Genomic DNA, 16,213 nt, shown 5'->3' on the forward strand with positions numbered 1-16,213 from the left:
CGACCATGCAGCCGACGCCGACCAGTTCGCCGACCGCGAAACCGCTCACCGCCTCGCCGACGCTGGCGACCCGGCCGATGATCTCGTGGCCCGGCACCAGCGGGTACAGGCTGTTGTGCCATTCGTTGCGCGCCTGATGGAGGTCCGAGTGGCAGACGCCGCAGTAGAGGATGTCGATCACCAGGTCGTCGGCGCGCGGCGCGCGGCGTTCGAAGCGATGGGCGGCCAGCGGGGCGCTGGCGGACTGGGCGGCGTAGCCGCGGATCTGTAGGGTCATCGGTGTGTCCTCTTCGCAGGATGGCGGGCCGCGACGACCTTTTGGCGGCGGTCCGTTCGGGGGGCAATTGTTCGCCGGATGGGCGCCGCCGCAGAATGTCCATTCCTGTCGAAGCCTTGCCCATTCGTGCCGATGTTGCGTCCCGCCACTGCCCAGGCGCGCGCGGGGTTGCTACGTTTGCCTCCCCTCCTGGAGAAACAGCCAAGGCATGAGCACTACTTCCACCGACATGGCGTCGCTGATCACCACCCTGCAAGGCGAACCGGGTTTCGACGCCACCCGCATCCCCGGCGTCCGCCTGATGCGCGCCGAACAGGCCTATCCGCGCAGCCCGGTGTTCTACGAGCCGCGCATCTGCATCCTCGCCCAGGGCCAGAAGATCGGTTTCCTCGGTGGCGAAACCTACCGCTATGACGCCGAACGCTACCTGGTGATGTCGGTGCCCCTGCCGTTCGAATGCGAAACCCACGCCTCCGCCGCCGAGCCCTTGCTGGGAGTGAGCGTCGACGTGGAAATCGGCACCTTGAAGGAACTGCTGCTACAGATGGAAGAGGCTCCCGGCAGCGACGACGACAACGAACTGGCGCCCAGCGCGCCGATGGCTTCGGTACCGCTGGACGCGGGGATGGCCGATGCGGTGATGCGCCTGCTGCGCTGCCTGCAGAGCCCGCTGGACAGCCATATCCTCGGCCCGCAACTGGTCCGCGAGATCATCTTCCGCGCCCTGCGCAGCGAGCAGGGCAACGCCCTGCGTGCGGTGGCCGGCCGGCACAGCGGCTACGGGCGCATGGCCAGGGCCCTGCGGCGCATCCACACCGACTACGCCAGTGCGCTGGACATCGACACCCTGGCTCGCGAGGCGAACATGAGCGTGTCGACCTTCCACCACAACTTCAAGGCGATGACCTTCACCTCGCCCCTCCAGTACCTGAAGAGCGTGCGCCTGTACAAGGCCTGGAGCCTGATGGTGCAGGACGGGCTGAACGCCAGTACCGCCGCCAACCAGGTCGGCTACGAGAGCCCCTCGCAGTTCAGCCGCGAGTTCAAGCGCTACTTCGGGCGCACGCCGAGCGAGGAAGTCCAGGCCGCCCGCCGCTAGCCGGCAGGATCGGGGGCGCTTGCAATACATACGGATGTCCGTATATTCGGCTTTCCATATATTCAGGAAGGCCCAGCGATGCCCAGCCCCGCCGAAGTGTTCAAGTGCCTGGCCGACGAGACGCGCGTTCGCGCCACCCTGCTGATCGTCGACCAGGGCGAACTGTGCGTCTGCGAACTGATGTGCGCCCTCGCCGACAGCCAGCCGAAGATCAGCCGCCACCTGGCCCAGTTGCGCAGTGCCGGGCTGCTCCTCGACCGTCGCCAGGGCCAGTGGGTGTATTACCGCCTGAACCCTGCGCTGCCGGCCTGGATCCACGAAGTCCTGCAAGTGACCCTGCGGGCCAACGGCGACTGGCTGCAAGCCGACGCCGCGCGCCTGCGCGACATGGACGGCCGCCCGCAGCGCGCCTCCGCCTGCTGCCAATAGCGCGAGCCGCCCCATGCTGATCGCCTTCGCCATCTTCCTGTTCACCCTGGTCCTGGTCATCTGGCAGCCCAGGGGCCTCGGCATCGGCTGGAGCGCCAGCATCGGCGCCCTGCTCGCCCTGGCGCTGGGCAGCGTCGCGCCGGGCGACATCCCGACCGTCTGGAACATCGTCTGGAATGCGACCGCCACCTTCATCGCGGTGATCGTCATCAGCCTGCTGCTGGACGAGGCCGGCTTCTTCGAATGGGCAGCGCTGCACGTCGCGCGCTGGGCCGGCGGCGACGGCCGGCGCCTGTTCGCCTTCTGCGTGCTGCTCGGCGCGGCGGTCTCGGCGCTGTTCGCCAACGACGGCGCGGCGCTGATCCTCACGCCCATCGTGATGTCGATGCTGCTGGCCCTGCGCTTCAGCCCGGCGGCGACCCTGGCCTTCGTCATGGCGGCGGGCTTCATCGCCGACAGCGCCAGCCTGCCGCTGGTGGTCTCGAACCTGGTGAACATCGTCTCGGCCGACTACTTCGGGCTCGGCTTCGGCGAGTACGCCGCGGTGATGTTGCCGGTAAACCTGGTGAGCGTCGCGACCTCCCTGCTGGTGCTGTTCCTCTATTTCCGCCGCGACCTGCCGCCGGTCTATGCGCTGGAGCAATTGAAGCCGCCGCGGGCGGCGATCCGCGACCGCGCGACCTTCGTCGTCGGTGGCTGGATGCTGCTGGTCCTGCTCGCCGGGCTGTTCGCCCTGGAGCCGCTGGGTGTCCCCGTCAGCGCGGTGGCCGCGACCTGTGCGGCGCTGCTGCTGGCGGTGGCCGGGCGCGGGCGGGTGATCTCGACCCGGCGGGTGCTGCGCGAAGCGCCCTGGCAGATCGTGGTCTTCTCGCTGGGCATGTACCTGGTGGTCTACGGCCTGAAGAACGCCGGTCTCACCGACCTCCTGGCGCAGCTCCTGAACCGCCTGGCCGAGCACGGCGTATGGGCGGCCGCGCTGGGTACCGGACTGCTTTCCGCCGCCCTCTCGTCGGTAATGAACAACATGCCCAGCGTGCTGCTCGGCGCCCTGTCGATCCAGGCCAGCGACACCGCCGGCGCGGTGCGCGAAGCGATGATCTACGCCAACGTCATCGGCTGCGACCTGGGTCCGAAGATCACCCCTATCGGCAGCCTGGCGACGCTCCTCTGGCTGCACGTGCTGGCGCGCAAAGGCATGCGCATCACCTGGGGCTACTACTTCAGGGTCGGCGCCCTGCTGACCCTGCCGGTCCTGCTGGCGACCCTTTCGGCCCTGGCCCTGCGCCTGGCCATCTGACGGCCGCCGGCGACGGCGGCAGGAGCATCCCATGCGAGTCCTGTTCATGTGCACGGCCAACAGTTGCCGCAGCATTCTTTCCGAAGCCATGTTCAACCACCTGGCCCCGCCGGGTTTCGAGGCATGCAGCGCCGGCAGCCAGCCCAGCGGGCGGGTGCATCCGCGCAGCCTGGCAACCCTCGAACAGGCCGGCATCGCCACCCACGGCCTGTACAGCAAGGGCAGCGAAGCCTTCGAAGGCGCACCGCCGGACATCGTCATCACCGTTTGCGACGCCGCCGCGGGGGAAGCCTGCCCGCTGTATCTCGGCGCAGCGCTGAAGGCCCATTGGGGCCTGGCCGATCCCTCCGCCCTGGATGGCGACGAAGCCCTGCGGGATGCGGCGTTCCACGCCACCCTGGCACGCATCGAACAGCGTTGCAGAGCCTTCCTCGGCCTGCCCTTCGCTACCCTGGATCGCGACCAGCTCAAGCGTGAGCTGGAGCGCATCGGCTCGCTCTGACCGGAGGAAGCATGTCCGAACAACTACCCAACCTCGATCCCGCGCTGCTCGGCGACCCGCCCCCCGTCTCCGGGCACAGGCCGCGCATCCTCCTGCTCTACGGCTCGACCCGCGAGCGCTCCTTCAGCCGCCTGCTGGTGCTGGAGGCCGCACGCCTGCTCGAACGCTTCGGCGCCGAAACGCGGATTTTCGACCCTTCCGGGCTGCCATTGCCCGACGATGCACCGCTGGAGCATCCCAAGGTCCGCGAGTTGCGCGACCTGGTGCAGTGGTCGGAAGGCCAGGTCTGGTGCTCGCCCGAACGCCACGGTGCGCTGTCCGCGGTATTCAAGGCGCAGATCGACTGGATTCCCCTGGCGCTCGGGGCGGTGCGCCCGACCCAGGGCAAGACCCTGGCGCTGATGCAGGTCTGCGGCGGCTCGCAGTCGTTCAACGTGGTCAACCAGTTGCGCGTGCTGGGTCGCTGGATGCGCATGTTCACCATCCCCAACCAGTCCTCGGTTCCCAAGGCCTACCTGGAGTTCGACGAAGCGGGCCGGATGAAGCCATCGCCCTACTACGACCGGGTGGTCGACGTGATGGAGGAGTTGTTCAAGTTCACCCTGCTCCTGCGCGAGCGCACGGAGTTCCTGGTGAACCGCTATTCGGAGCGCAAGGAAAGCGCCGAGCAGCTTTCCGCGCGGGTCGACCAGCGTTCGCTCTGAGCCGCGTCCGCCTCACTCGCGCCCCGGCGGATGGCCGAAGCGCGCGCGGTAGGCATGGGTGAAGTTTTCCGGACTGGAGTAGCCCAGGCGGTAGGCGATCTGCGCGATCTGCCAGCGACCCTCGCGGACCATCTGCCGGCCGATCTCGAGACGCCGGTCGCGGACGTACTGCAACATCGAGCGACCGAACTCGTTCTTGAAAATCCGCCGCAAGGTGGTTTCGCCGACCCCCAGTTGGCGCGCCAGTTCGAGGCTGGCCGGCGGCTCACCGAGGTTCGCCTCCAGCAGGCGGCGCGCTTCGTGGGCCAGGTCGCGCTGGGCGCGTGGGGTACGCGCGCGACGAAGGTCCGCGCCGCCCAGGTAGGCGGCCAACTCCACAAGCAGGCCCAAGGTCAGGCTCTCTTCGTGCAGGCGTCCGAGGGCGCCGCGGTATGGATTCTGGTAGAGGCGCTCGAACAGGGCGGTGATGGCGCCGCAACGGGACAACTGGGTGAAGCTCGCGCCGTCGCCCTTCAGCCGCGCCAGCGGCCGCAGGGCGCCGTCGCCGGTTTCCAGTTCTTCCTCCAGGTAGCTGGCGGCGATCCGCAGCCCGCCCAGGCGCACGCGGCTGCCCGCCGGCAGGATGTCGAAGGCCTCCATCGGCTCGCCGGTGCCGAGCACCGAAGGACCGCCCAGGTTGTAGAGATAAGGCTCGCCGCCGTCGACGCTGTGCCGCCACTGGCCGTCGAACATCTGCACGATGCACAGGCCTTCCGGCAGCACCTTGTGGGTTCGCAGCGGCTCGGTGAAGCTCAGGTCGCAATCGAAATACTGCATCGACGGGCGCACCGTCCGCGCCTGGTAGTGACCGGTGGCGCTGCCGAGCATTTCGCGCGCGTCGAGGATCTGCGACTGGCACAGGGGCGAAGGAGCGTCGAAATAAAGCTCCGTGTCGTGGTAGGGATTCCAGCTTTCCATGGCGTAGGTATCGGTGGGACGCAACCATCTGAACCGGTTCAGGCAGCGGCTTTCCAGGATGGTTCCGTGCGCTGATCGAACCGAACCTGTGGGCGACGACACTTTTCCTGTGAGCGGCGGCCGCCTCGGTTGTTCATGGTCCGAGCCTGTATTAATAGATGCGCCCCTTTTACATCGCGTTGCCAAAGGGGGCGAGAATGATAGCAAAGTGGACTGCGGCGCTGCTGATGGGCGCACTGGCGTGGGGATCCTGCACGGCGCAAGCCGAAGAGGCGCGGCCGCCAGTCGCCGACAAGGTGGTGGCCTACCAGGGCCAGCAGGGGCTCAAGGTCTGGACCCTGCGTATCGGCGAAGCGGCGGCCGGCGAAGCGCTGTTGCAGGTCGAAGGACTGGACCACGACTGGGACCGCCTGATCCACAAGGTAAAGGTGGAAAAGAGCGCCAGGGACAGTCGCTACTCCACCGAACTGAACGGCAGCAAGTATGTGATCCTGATCGTGCGCGACGGCTGGGGCGAGCTCTACCTGCCCGGCGAACAGCAGACGCGGCAGGTCGCCTATAGCGAGTCGCTGTCATCCGCAGGCGAGCCCCAGGCATTCCTGACCGACTACCTCGAGCAGAAATAAACGCGGATGAGCCACGATACGCTGCGGGTAAGGCTGCTCGCGTTCCTCTTCCTGATTCCCCTGGCGCTCTACGCCTGGTCCGCCGTGCAGGCCTTCCGGGTCGACTCGACCCTGCGCGACGAACAGTTCATGCGCGACTGGAGCGCCTCGGCGCGCAACGACCCGGACGCCGCCGGCGCCATTCCCCGTCACCTGTTCCGCCCGGCCTATGGCGTCGAAGGTCATCTTCACCAGTTCGCCGAAGACGCCGAGGCCATCCGCCGCGACCATCCTTGGCTGGCCCTGCGTGGCTGGCTGGCCGCTTTCGGCAAGCTCTGCGCGCTGGCGTCGGCACTGGTCGCGGCCGCCTTGCTGGCGAGACTGGAATACGACGGGCGCCGCTCGATGCGCTCGCAAGCCTACCTGCTCGGCCACCTCGCGCCGGCCTGGCGGCGCCTCGGTCGACTGGTCCCGCTGCACGCCGGCCTGCTGGTCGCCGCCCTGGCCAGCCAGTTGCTCTACGAAGCGCTGTGGAGCTACAGCCACTGGCACAGCCACGGTTTCGTCGCCCTGCTCTTCTCGCTGCCGCTGTGGCTGCTGTTCCTCGGCGGCCTGCTCATGCTGCGGCGCCTGCGCGGAGAACTGCTGCCGCTGGAGGAACCGGTGCTCCACCTGCTCGGCCGCGAACTCGACCGGGTCGCCGCGCCCGGCCTCTGGCAATGGCTGGGACAGATCGCCGACCGCGCCGGAGCGCCGCTACCGGACCATGTCGTCACCGGCATCGAGCACTGCTACTTCGTCACCCAGGCCAAGGTCCTGCTGGCACCCCGCGGCATTCCGCTGGAGGGGCGTACCCTGTACATCCCGCTGACCTATGCCACGGTCATGAGCGAGGCCGAAAGCGCCGCGATCATCGGCCACGAACTGGGCCACTTCGCCGCCGGCGACACCGCCCACGGCGCCTCCCTGTCGCTCCTGCAGCGGCAGGTGCGCCTGCGCATCGAACGCATCGCCGCCCCCGAGGATGGGCGTGTCGGCCTGCTCGGCAAGCCGGGCCTGTGGGCCGCGCTGTACTTCCTCGATCGCTTCGAGCGCGCCTACCTGCACTGGAATCGCCGCCAGGAACTGGCCGCCGACAAGGTCGGGGTGCGGGTAGCCGGCGCGCGGGTCTTCGCCATCGCCCTGCTACGCACCTGCGCCCTGGCAGGACTGATCGAACGCCTGCTGGCCAGCCCGCAGACGCGCAACCTGGTGCATGCGCTGACCGACCATCTGCGCGGGCACTCCCTGGAACTGGACGAACAGGACAGCGCGCGCCGCCTGGAACACCCCTTCGACAGCCATCCGCCGACCTACCAGCGGATCGCGGACCTTTCCCTGGCGCTCGACGACGACCTGCTGCGGCAGGCAAGGCGCATCGTCAGCGCCGACGACACGCAGTGGCTCAACCGCCTGCTCGATGCAGGCCACGGGGAAAGCCGATGATCCCGCCGGGCGCGCAAGCACCCTGCCCCGCCGGGGCAAGGGACGACGAAGCCACGCGGTTGCGGCGCTTCGTCGCCAGCGTTCCCAACCGGATAAGCATCGGCGCCGCCCGTGGCGCGGCGCCGCTGTCCGCCCTGCTCGGCCTGCTGCTGCTCGGCGGCGCCTGGACCTTGCGCGACCACCCCGGTCCCGGCCATGAGGCGGCGGCGCTGTGCCTGCTGGCGGCGGCCGCCCTCCTCATGTGTCTGGCCTGCCTGCAGCGCAACGCCAGGAACGCGCCGTTCCTCGTCCTCGGCCAAGGGCGCCTGCGCGCCCGCAGCCTGTCGGCGCCGCTGGACCTGCTGGAGGTCGCCGACCTGCGCCTGGAGGACGGAGTCTGGTTCTCCGCGATAGTCCTCGAACTGCACGGCAAGGCACTACCGGCGCCATCCACGCGCCCGCTCGACCCGTTCGCCGCGCGTGCCGTCAGCGAATGCCGGGACGGCCCACAGGTTCGCCTGCTGTCCCCCGGCTGGCGCCTCAATGGTCGCAACCTGTCGCTACTGGAGGCCGCGGAGGTCATCGACCTCTACCTGGACATCGCCCGCGCCCAGGCCCGGCTCCGCCAACTGGGCGAGATCCCGCCCAGTGCTTCCTCTTCACTCCCAACTCCAAGGATATTTTCATGAGCAACCAGGAACCCCGGGACCTCGTCTCCAACCTCGCCGAAACCCTCGGTGCCGAACACGAAGAGCTGAACCAGGCGAAGACCGCCGAGGTCATCGCCCACCTGGAGCGGGTGATTGCCAACGTACCGCCGGCCACCGAGTTCACCAATACCCGCAAGTACGTGGTGCTGGGTCCGCTGCTGAGCATCGTGCCCTTCATCATGACCGGCATGTGGTTCTCCCAGGGCAAGCCGGGGGTCGGCGTCGTCGGCTTGCTGCTCGGCCTGTTCGGGCTGTTCCTCGGCTACCAGCATCGCAACTCCGGCAAGACCCCCTTCATGCGCCTGACCCGTACCCAGCTCTGGGCCGACAGCCTGTCGGCTCCGGTCGAGCTGGCCGACGTCATCGATTTCAGCGTCAAGGCCGACATGCTGCAAACCACCCAGACCCTCCACCTGCGGCCCGAAACGCCGCTGCCGACCCATCGCGCCGTACGCCAGGTGTTCGCCTCCCAGGCCATGGCCTTCAAAGGCAAGGACCCGCGCATCACCATCATGTCGGCCGGCCTGCAGAGCGATGGCAAGAAGCTGGACTGCGACGACATGGCGGCGATCCTCGACGCCTACATCCAGGCCGCCCACGCCCAGCGCTACCTGCAACAACTGCGCAGCCAGGGCTGAGTGAAGGGCACGGCCCATCCGCGAAGGCTGCTGCTTTGCCTGGTGCTGGTTCCAGCGCTGCTGGCGGGGCTCGGCGCCTGGCAGTCCTGGCGCGCCGAGCAGCAGGCCGAGCGACTGGGCGCCGCGCAGCAGTGGGTCGAGCGCGCGCTCGCCGAAGCGCGGGCGCTGCCGCCGAGGGCCAGCGTCCGGGTGGACGGCCGGGCCTATGTGCGCGACCTGGCCCTGGCGCGGCTCGACGAGCAACTCGCCGACACACGAAGCGCACAGCGCCTGAATCGCTTCGCCGCCGTCCTCGCCGATAGCGGAGCCTGCCTGGCGGCGCTGGTCGCCGTATTGGGAGCCGTCTCCCTGGCCGGCATCGCCGGCGCCGCACGCAGCGCACTGCGCTCGCGTCGCTGCCTGCTCCTGTGGTTCGAGCTGGGCCGACGCCTGCTGCCCTGCCTGCTCCTCGCCCAGATCGGCCTGCTCGCCCTGGCCCTGGCCTGTGCCGGAACGTTCGAGATCCTCGGGCTGTGGCGGGTCGGCCAGGTTCCGGTCAGCGAAGGACGCACCCAGCTGAGCGTGGCGCTGATCCTGCTCGGCCTGCTGGCGTCGGCGTGGCAAATGCTGGCGAAGATCAGCCGCTTGCGCCTGCGCCCGGCGCCGGCCCTGGATGTCATCGGCCGCCGGCTGGGCGAAGAGGATGCACCGGAACTCTGGACGCTGCTGCGCGAGCTGGCGGCGCGCCTCGACACGCCAGCCCCGCAGCACCTGTTGGTGGGTCTCTGCGACGGCTTCTACGTGACCGCCAACCGCGTCTGCCTGCAACCTTCCGGCGAGCATCTGGAAGGACGCAGCCTATACCTCTCGCTACCGTTGCTAGGCCTGATGGACCGCGCCGAACTGAGTGCAGTGATCGCTCACGAACTGGCCCACTTCGCCGGCCGCGACGCCCATTACAGCTTGCGCTTCCTGCCGATCTACCAGGGCGCCGCGAGCCAACTGGCCGCCATCGAGGAGCAGGAAGCCAACGTCTTCGAACGTGCGGCACTGGAACCGGCGCGACTGTTGGCCGGGTACTTCCTCGAACGTTTCGGCCTCGCCGTGAACCACTGGAGCCGCCTGCGCGAATTCGCCGCCGACCGCCGCGCCGCACAACTGGCCGGTGCGCCGGCGATGGCCTCGGCCCTGCTGCGCAGCGCGGCGGCCGGCGCGCCGATACGGGAGTTCCTCGAACACTGCCTGCTCGCTCCGGCGCGCGCGCCGGACAACCTGGTGGACGCCATCCACGTCTACCTGGGCCAGTCCGGCCTGGAAGCACCGGACCCCGGGGCGGAGGGACTCCAGGTCCATCCGCAGGATACCCACCCTCCGCTGGGCCTGCGTTGCACGGCGCTGGGAGAGAGCTTCGAACGCACCTGGGCCGGGACCGCCGGCCGGGCCGTTCCGACACGACCGCCGAGCCAGGCGCTGAGCGTCTGGTTCGGCGCCCCCCTGGCGTTGAGCCGAGCGCTCAGCGCCGACCTGCTCGGCAAGACCTGTGAGAATCCCCATGCAAGAAACTGACGAAACCCTCGACGAACTGCCGCCGCTGGAAGCCCGCTGCGAGATCCGCGAGGTCTCGCGGGGCACCGCCTGCGTTGCCCTGCTCGCTGGCCTGGTGGCTGGCGCCACCGGTCTTTGGCTCGCTTCGCTGCCCCACGCCTGGCGCCTGGCCAGTGGCCAATGGCTGTTCTGGCTGCCAGCCGCGCTGCTGCTGGGCGGCGGCCTGTACGCCTGCCTGGCGGGCGTGTTCCTCTACCGGCGCCACGGCCAGGTCGCGCTCACCCTGACGCCGGAGAGCATCACCTTCGCCAACGCGCCGCAGGTGCCGATGTACACCTTCCAGTCGCTGGAGATCGAGCGCGGGCGCTGGTTGGAACTCACCTTCGCGACCACCTTCGATTGCACGGCACCGCGCTTCGACAGCCATGCCCGTTTCGACCCGCGGGCTTTCGCCCGCCCCGAAGCCCGTGCGGTGGCCGGAGGCAAGCGGGTCAAGCTGGCACTCTGCGGCGCCGCGCTGAACGGCCAGAAAATGGAACTGGAGCCGCTCGCCCGACTGATCTACCGGTACATCCTCGCCGGCCATCGCCAGCGCGCCCTGCAACATCATCGCGCGCCCGGGAGCGACGGCAGCGGGGCCTGAAGCGAGCAACACTCAGGCTGCGCGCTGGCGTTGCCAGTCCACCGCGGCTTTCAGGCGCGCCACCACCTTGCGCACGAAGAGCGGGTCGTCCGCCACGCAGAGTTCCGCGCTGACCCACGCCGGCCAGCCGGCCCCCTGGCGTTCGCGGGCACCCAGCAGGCGCTCGACTTCGTCGCGCACGGCGCGCTCCAGGCGTTCGCTGGCACGATTGCGGGACAGGTGGAGGCGCAGGCAGGCCTGTTTCTCGCGCTCCAGGGCGCGGCGTCGGGACAGCGGCAGTTCGGCAAGGTTGTGGCTCATGATCGGTGCTCCTTGTCGCGCAGGCAGGCGATTTCCGATTACTGTACATTCATACAGTAATCGGAATTGACGACGCTGACAAGGGCTGGCCGGATAGCGCGAACAAGCGCATCCGGCACTTCAGAACTGGTATTCGACCCCGGCTCCCGCGTACCAGGACAGCCCGGGGGCCGCTTCGTAGTAACGCCGGTTGCCGTCGCCGACGATGACCGAGCCGACGTACTGGCGGTCGAACAGGTTGTCCAGGCGCACCAGCTGGTGGAAGGTCCAGGCCCCCAGGCGCTGTTCGAAGCGGGTGCGCCAGTTGAATACCGCATAGCTCGGCGCGGCCTTTTCGCTGTTGCTGTCCTCGACGTAGACCTGGCTGCGGTACATGCCTTCCCAGCCCATGCTGATGCCCTCCACGGGCTTCCATACCAGTTCGCCGAACAGGCTGCTTTCCGGCACGCCCGGCAGGTGCTTGCCCTTGCCGATGGTCTTGCCGCCGGCCTCGAAATCCGAATCGTAGGTGGCGGATAGCCGGGTATAGGCCAGGTTGGCGTTCCAGTGCTCGCTCAGTTCGCTCTCCACGCCCAGTTCGAAGCCGCGGCGCAGGGTCTTGCCGGCGTTCTGGTAGCTGGTGCGACCGCCGAGGGAGCTGGCGACGACGATCTCGTCCTCGGTGCGGATCTGGAAGATCGCCGCGTTGACCCGCGTATTGCCCCACAGGCGCGCCTTCAGCCCGGCTTCGTACTGGCTGCTGGTGGCCGGCTTGAGGCCGAAGTTGAAGACGTCCGGCGCATTCGCCGCCACCGGCGCATAGGCCATCTCCGCCTGGGTCGGGGTCTCGAAGCCCTTGCCGGCGCTGAGGTAGCCGTGCAGGTCGGGGGTGAAGGCGTACATCACCGAGAACGACGGGGTGTTCTTCCGGTAGCGCCGCGAGCCGCTGGCATCGCCGTTGCTCAGGTAGCGGTCGTCGACCTCCATCTTCATGGTGCTGTGGCGCACCCCGGCCTGCAGGGTCCAGGCGTCGATGGCCCAGCTCGCCTGCAGGTAGGGATCGAGGCTGGTGGCGGTGTCCACCTCGTCGCGGCGCAACTCGCCCTTCACGCCGAGTTGGTCGCCGTTGAAGTTCTGGTAGCCGCGACGGTCGTCGCGGCTCTGGTCGTAGTCGAGGCCGACGGTCAGGTTCAGCTCGCCCGGCGCCTGGCGTACCGGTTGCAGCCAGCGCACGGTGCCACCGTGGAAGTCGCGGTCGAAGTCGATCACCGCGCCGTTCCTCTGGCAACGCGGATTACTCTCGCATCCTATCTGCTTGGGTATCGCCTGATACTGCACGACACTGCGCTTGCCCACGTAGGCGTTGACCTGCAAGGTCGCCTCGCCGAAGTAGCGCTCGTAGTTCATCCCGGCCTGCTGGTGGTCGATGCTCTTGCGCGTGTCGTACAGCTCGGCGTTGGCGGTGACGGAGCGCGGGTCGTGCTTGTAGGCGTCCCAGGTCTGCCCCAGCGGATCTTCAGTGTCGTTCTGTTCCAGGCTGCTGTAGATCAGCGCCAGGCGGCTGTCGGCGTCGGGCCTGAAGTTGAGCTTGGCGAAGGTCTGGTCGCGGCGCGCGGCGCTGTGGTCGCGGTAGCCGTCGGTGTCCATCCGCGAGGCATCCACCAGGAAACCGACCCCGTCGCCCTCGCCTTCCGTGTACAGGTGGTTGCGGCTCAGGCCATCGCTGCCGACGGTGGTTTCCGCGCCGACCCGCGGGGCGCCCTGGCCGTCGCGGGAGAACATCTGGATCACCCCGCCGGCGTTGCTGCCGTAGATCGTCGAGGCCGGCCCGCGCAGTACCTCGATGCGCTCGGCGACATCGAGGTTGAGGGTCGCGGCCTGGCCCTGGCCATCCGGCGTGCTGGCCGGGATGCCGTCGGCGAGCAGCTTCAGCCCGCGGATACCGAAGGCCGAGCGGGCGCCGTAGCCGCGCGAGGAGATTTGCAGGTCCTGGGCGTAGTTCTGGCGGTTCTGCACCACCAGGCCGGGTACCCGCGGCAGGACTTCGGAGAGGTTGATGCCGAGCTGGCCGTCGGCGATCTGCCGGCGCTCGATGCTATCCACCGAGAACGGCAGGTCGAAGGTATCGCTGGGGTTGTAGCTGCCGGTCACCACCATGGGTTCGAGGCTGCGTCGCTCCTCGCCCTGGGCGGCGCAGGCGATGGCCAGGCCGCAGAGCGCGAGGGAGCCGGGCAACAGGTGGGAGACGAAGCTGGGACGGGGTCGGGACGGCATGCAGGGTTCCGCGGGTCGCAAGGTATCGAAGGGGCTTTGCCAAGGGCGGGAACGCGCCTCCCCTTGGCAAAGCCCCTTCCGGGCCGAAGCCCGGAAGGCCGGGAGCCGGCTGTGGGCTCCCGGTGGACGGGTCATTGCCTGGGCAGGGCGTAGGCGATGATGTAGTCGCCCATGCGGGTGCCGAAGGAGCCGTGTCCGCCAGCGACAATCAGCACGTACTGGCGACCGTCCTTGCCGGTGTAGCTCATCGGCGTGGCCTGGCCGCCGGCCGGCAGGCGCGCCTGCCAGAGCTGCTTGCCGTCCTTCACGTCGTAGGCGCGCAGGTACTGGTCGAGCGTGCCGCTGAGGAAGGCCACGCCGCCGGCGGTGGTGATCGAGCCGCCCATGCTCGGTACGCCGACGGTGAGGCCGATCGGCACCGGGGTGTTGTCGCGGCTGGTGCCGTTCTTGTGCTGCCAGACGACCTTGGCGGTGGTCAGGTCGATACCCGCCACGTCACCCCAGGACGGCGCCTGGCACGGCAGGCCGATGGGCGACATGAACGGATGCATGATCACCGCGTAGGGCGCGCCGGTGTTCGGCTGCACGCCGCTGGTCTCGCCCTCGCGCTTGCTTCCGCTGGGCACCTTGTCGCGCGGCACCATCTGCGAGACGAAGGCCATGTAGTTGGGGCTGGTGAAGAGGATCTGGCGCACCGGGTCGACCGACACCCCGCCCCAGTTGAACACCCCGACGTTGCCCGGATAGATCAGGCTGCCCTGCTCCGACGGCGGGGTGTACTGGCCCTCGTAGCGCAGCGAGCGGAACTGGATGCGGCAGAGCATCTGGTCGAACGGGCTGCTGCCCCACATGTCGCGCTCGGTCAGCGGCGGGCGCAGCAGGTTGAGGTCGGAACGCGCCTGGGTCGGCGCGGTATGATCGCCCTCCACCGCGCCCTGCGGCGCCGGCACTTCGCGGATCGGCACGATCGGCGTGCCGTCGCGGCGGTCCAGCACGTACAGGCTGCCCTGCTTGGTCGGCGCGATCAGCGCCGGCTTGACGCCATCGGCGGTCTTCAGGTCGAGCAGGGTCGGCTGGCTGCCGACGTCCATGTCCCACAGGTCGTGGTGGGTGAACTGGTAGTTCCAGCGCAGCTTGCCGGTGTTCAGGTCGAGAGCCACCAGGCCGGCGCTGAACTTCTCGGCACCGGGGGTGCGGTTGCCGCCCCACTGGTCGGGCATCTGGTTGCCCAGCGGCAGGTAGACCTGGCCGAGCTTCTCGTCGACGCTGGCCAGCGACCACATGTTCGGCGAGTTGCGGGTATAGAACTTGCCGGGAGCCAGGGGCTCGGTCTCGTCCGGGTTGCCGCTGTCCCAGTTCCACACCAGCTTGCCGTCGTGCACGTCGAAGGCGCGGATCACCCCGGACGGCTCGTTGGTCGACTCGTTGTCGGTGACGTGGCCGCCGATGATCACCAGATTGCGGGTGACCGCCGCCGGCGAGGTGGAGTAGTAGCCGCCCGGGGTGAACGGACCGATGCCGGCCGTCAGGTCGACCGCGCCCTTGACCCCGAAGTCCTCGCAGACCTTGCCGTTGTCGGCGTTGATCGCGATCAGGCGGGCGTCGGCGGTGGGCAGGAACAGGCGCCGCGGACAACTGGCGGCGACCGCCTTGCCGGCCTCGGAGAGCGCGGCCGGCGGCGCGCCGACGTCGCTCCTGGCGTACTGCTCTTCGTCGTAGTAGGAGACGCCACGGCAAGTCATGTGGGCGAAGCCCTTGAAGCCTACCGGGCTCTGGATCTGCGGGTCGAAGCGCCAGATTTCCGCGCCGGTGTCCGGGTCGAGGGCCAGCACCTTGCTGTGCGCGGTGCAGGCGTAGAGCATGCCGTTGACCTTCAGCGGGGTGTTCTCGTTGGTCAGTTCCAGCGGATCGTCGGCGGTCGGCAGGTCGCCGGTACGGATGCGCCAGGCTTCCTCGAGCTGGCCGACGTTGGCCGGGGTGATCTGCTTCAACGGCGAGTAGCGGTCGCCGAACTCGGTGCGGCCGTAGGCCTGCCAGTCGCCGTCCGGCATCGCCGGGGCGGTGCTGGTCATGCCGCTGTCGCGGTCGATGCGACCGACGATCTGCCCCGGATTGGTGAACTGGCTGCCCACCGCGGCGGCGCCGGCCAGGACCACCGCCACGCCCAGCGCCGCGGTGCCCAGCGGCGCCGGCCCCTCGGCCAGCAGCGGGCGGCGGAACCAGGGCAGCCAGAGCAGCAGGCCGAAGACGAACCACAGAGCCAGGCGCGGCACCAGTTGCCACCAGTCCAGGCCGACTTCCCACAGCGCCCAGACGGTGCTGGCGAACAGCACCAGAGCGTACAGGCCTAGCGCCGCACGCTTGCCCAGCAGCAGCAATAGCCCGCTCAGGGCCAGGCCGATGCCGGCCAGCAGGTAGTACAGCGAGCCGCCCAGGCTCGCCAGCTTGATGCCGCCGGCCAGCAGCGCCAGGCCGGACAGCAGGATCAACAGGCCGAGCAGGCTCGGCAGCAGGCGCGATCGACTGCGGTTACCTTCGCTCATCGTCCGGTACTCCCTTCGGGGTTGATGACAGGCATTGCTTACTCTCCTATTACGTTCTGCACGCCGGGCTGTTCAGCCCGCCGCGCCGCGTTGGGCGGCGCTGAAGAAATGGCCGCTGGCCATGACCGAATCGCGGTTGTCCGAAGCAACAGCCTAGAACACCGTCTGGATCTTGATCCCCGCCACCAGCGCGTTGTCGACCTCGTCGACCCCGCCCGGCTGCTTGATGTATTGCAGGTTCGGCCGCACCGTCAGCCAGTCGGTCACA

General features: G+C 68.7%; 17 protein-coding genes. 11 read left to right on the forward strand and 6 right to left on the reverse strand.

The window, feature by feature from the left end:
- Positions 1 to 277, reverse strand: a 277-nt coding sequence (locus FFS27_RS13825; RefSeq protein ID WP_171019199.1) for an alcohol dehydrogenase catalytic domain-containing protein, incomplete at its 3' end; no start/stop codon positions are given.
- 208 nt (positions 278 to 485) lie between these two features.
- Here FFS27_RS13825 and FFS27_RS13830 point away from each other — a divergent pair.
- The 5 genes from FFS27_RS13830 (at position 486) to arsH (ending at position 4,308) form a co-directional block, all read left to right on the forward strand.
- Positions 486 to 1,376, forward strand: coding sequence for an AraC family transcriptional regulator (locus tag FFS27_RS13830; RefSeq protein ID WP_003110753.1), 891 nt, complete (start codon positions 486 to 488; stop codon positions 1,374 to 1,376).
- A 78-nt stretch (positions 1,377 to 1,454) separates the two neighbouring features.
- Positions 1,455 to 1,805, forward strand: coding sequence for a metalloregulator ArsR/SmtB family transcription factor (locus tag FFS27_RS13835; RefSeq protein ID WP_003089312.1), 351 nt, complete (start codon positions 1,455 to 1,457; stop codon positions 1,803 to 1,805).
- A 13-nt stretch (positions 1,806 to 1,818) separates the two neighbouring features.
- The gene (locus tag FFS27_RS13840; RefSeq protein WP_003089314.1) at positions 1,819 to 3,102 is read left to right on the forward strand and encodes an arsenic transporter; all 1,284 of its coding nucleotides are present in this window, start codon (positions 1,819 to 1,821) and stop codon (positions 3,100 to 3,102) included.
- A 31-nt stretch (positions 3,103 to 3,133) separates the two neighbouring features.
- Positions 3,134 to 3,604, forward strand: a complete 471-nt coding sequence (locus FFS27_RS13845; protein WP_003112098.1) for an arsenate reductase ArsC — start codon at positions 3,134 to 3,136, stop codon at positions 3,602 to 3,604.
- A gap of 11 nt (positions 3,605 to 3,615) precedes the next feature.
- A complete protein-coding gene (gene arsH, locus FFS27_RS13850) occupies positions 3,616 to 4,308 on the forward strand; it encodes an arsenical resistance protein ArsH (protein WP_023097609.1) in 693 nt (230 codons plus the stop codon).
- Positions 4,309 to 4,320: 12 nt separating this feature from the next.
- Here the strand turns inward: arsH and FFS27_RS13855 are convergent, their stop codons facing one another.
- The gene (locus FFS27_RS13855) at positions 4,321 to 5,175 is read right to left on the reverse strand and encodes a helix-turn-helix transcriptional regulator (protein WP_003122741.1); all 855 of its coding nucleotides are present in this window, start codon (positions 5,173 to 5,175) and stop codon (positions 4,321 to 4,323) included.
- Between the two features lie 287 nt (positions 5,176 to 5,462).
- Between FFS27_RS13855 and FFS27_RS13860 the strand changes: the two genes are divergently transcribed.
- Genes FFS27_RS13860 through FFS27_RS13885 form a run of 6 tightly spaced genes read left to right on the forward strand, consistent with a single transcriptional unit; the run spans position 5,463 to position 10,849 of the window.
- On the forward strand, positions 5,463 to 5,891 hold the full coding sequence (locus FFS27_RS13860) for a hypothetical protein (RefSeq protein ID WP_003089323.1): 429 nt from the start codon (positions 5,463 to 5,465) through the stop codon (positions 5,889 to 5,891).
- A 6-nt stretch (positions 5,892 to 5,897) separates the two neighbouring features.
- Positions 5,898 to 7,355, forward strand: a complete 1,458-nt coding sequence (locus FFS27_RS13865; RefSeq protein ID WP_023101260.1) for a M48 family metalloprotease — start codon at positions 5,898 to 5,900, stop codon at positions 7,353 to 7,355.
- Positions 7,352 to 8,023 (forward strand): hypothetical protein, encoded by a 672-nt coding sequence (locus tag FFS27_RS13870; RefSeq protein WP_020751045.1) that lies wholly within the window; start codon positions 7,352 to 7,354, stop codon positions 8,021 to 8,023. The genes FFS27_RS13865 and FFS27_RS13870 overlap by 4 nt, the downstream gene beginning before the upstream one ends.
- Positions 8,020 to 8,682, forward strand: a complete 663-nt coding sequence (locus tag FFS27_RS13875; protein WP_003089328.1) for a hypothetical protein — start codon at positions 8,020 to 8,022, stop codon at positions 8,680 to 8,682. The genes FFS27_RS13870 and FFS27_RS13875 overlap by 4 nt, the downstream gene beginning before the upstream one ends.
- The gene (locus FFS27_RS13880; RefSeq protein WP_023101259.1) at positions 8,683 to 10,227 is read left to right on the forward strand and encodes a M48 family metallopeptidase; all 1,545 of its coding nucleotides are present in this window, start codon (positions 8,683 to 8,685) and stop codon (positions 10,225 to 10,227) included.
- A complete protein-coding gene (locus tag FFS27_RS13885; RefSeq protein ID WP_003111606.1) occupies positions 10,214 to 10,849 on the forward strand; it encodes a hypothetical protein in 636 nt (211 codons plus the stop codon). The genes FFS27_RS13880 and FFS27_RS13885 overlap by 14 nt, the downstream gene beginning before the upstream one ends.
- Positions 10,850 to 10,861: 12 nt before the next feature.
- Here FFS27_RS13885 and FFS27_RS13890 read toward each other — a convergent pair whose 3' ends face one another.
- From FFS27_RS13890 to FFS27_RS13910, 4 genes are all read right to left on the reverse strand, one after another.
- The gene (locus tag FFS27_RS13890) at positions 10,862 to 11,149 is read right to left on the reverse strand and encodes a hypothetical protein (protein WP_023101258.1); all 288 of its coding nucleotides are present in this window, start codon (positions 11,147 to 11,149) and stop codon (positions 10,862 to 10,864) included.
- 120 nt (positions 11,150 to 11,269) lie between these two features.
- Positions 11,270 to 13,402, reverse strand: a complete 2,133-nt coding sequence (locus FFS27_RS13895) for a TonB-dependent receptor family protein (protein WP_015502916.1) — start codon at positions 13,400 to 13,402, stop codon at positions 11,270 to 11,272.
- A gap of 131 nt (positions 13,403 to 13,533) precedes the next feature.
- A complete protein-coding gene (locus tag FFS27_RS13905) occupies positions 13,534 to 15,945 on the reverse strand; it encodes a glucose/quinate/shikimate family membrane-bound PQQ-dependent dehydrogenase (RefSeq protein ID WP_023101257.1) in 2,412 nt (803 codons plus the stop codon).
- Between the two features lie 153 nt (positions 15,946 to 16,098).
- Positions 16,099 to 16,213, reverse strand: a 115-nt coding sequence (locus FFS27_RS13910) for a carbohydrate porin (RefSeq protein WP_137952003.1), incomplete at its 5' end; no start/stop codon positions are given.

Source organism: Pseudomonas sp. 2VD (assembly GCF_005503585.1).
GTDB lineage: Bacteria > Pseudomonadota > Gammaproteobacteria > Pseudomonadales > Pseudomonadaceae > Pseudomonas > Pseudomonas aeruginosa.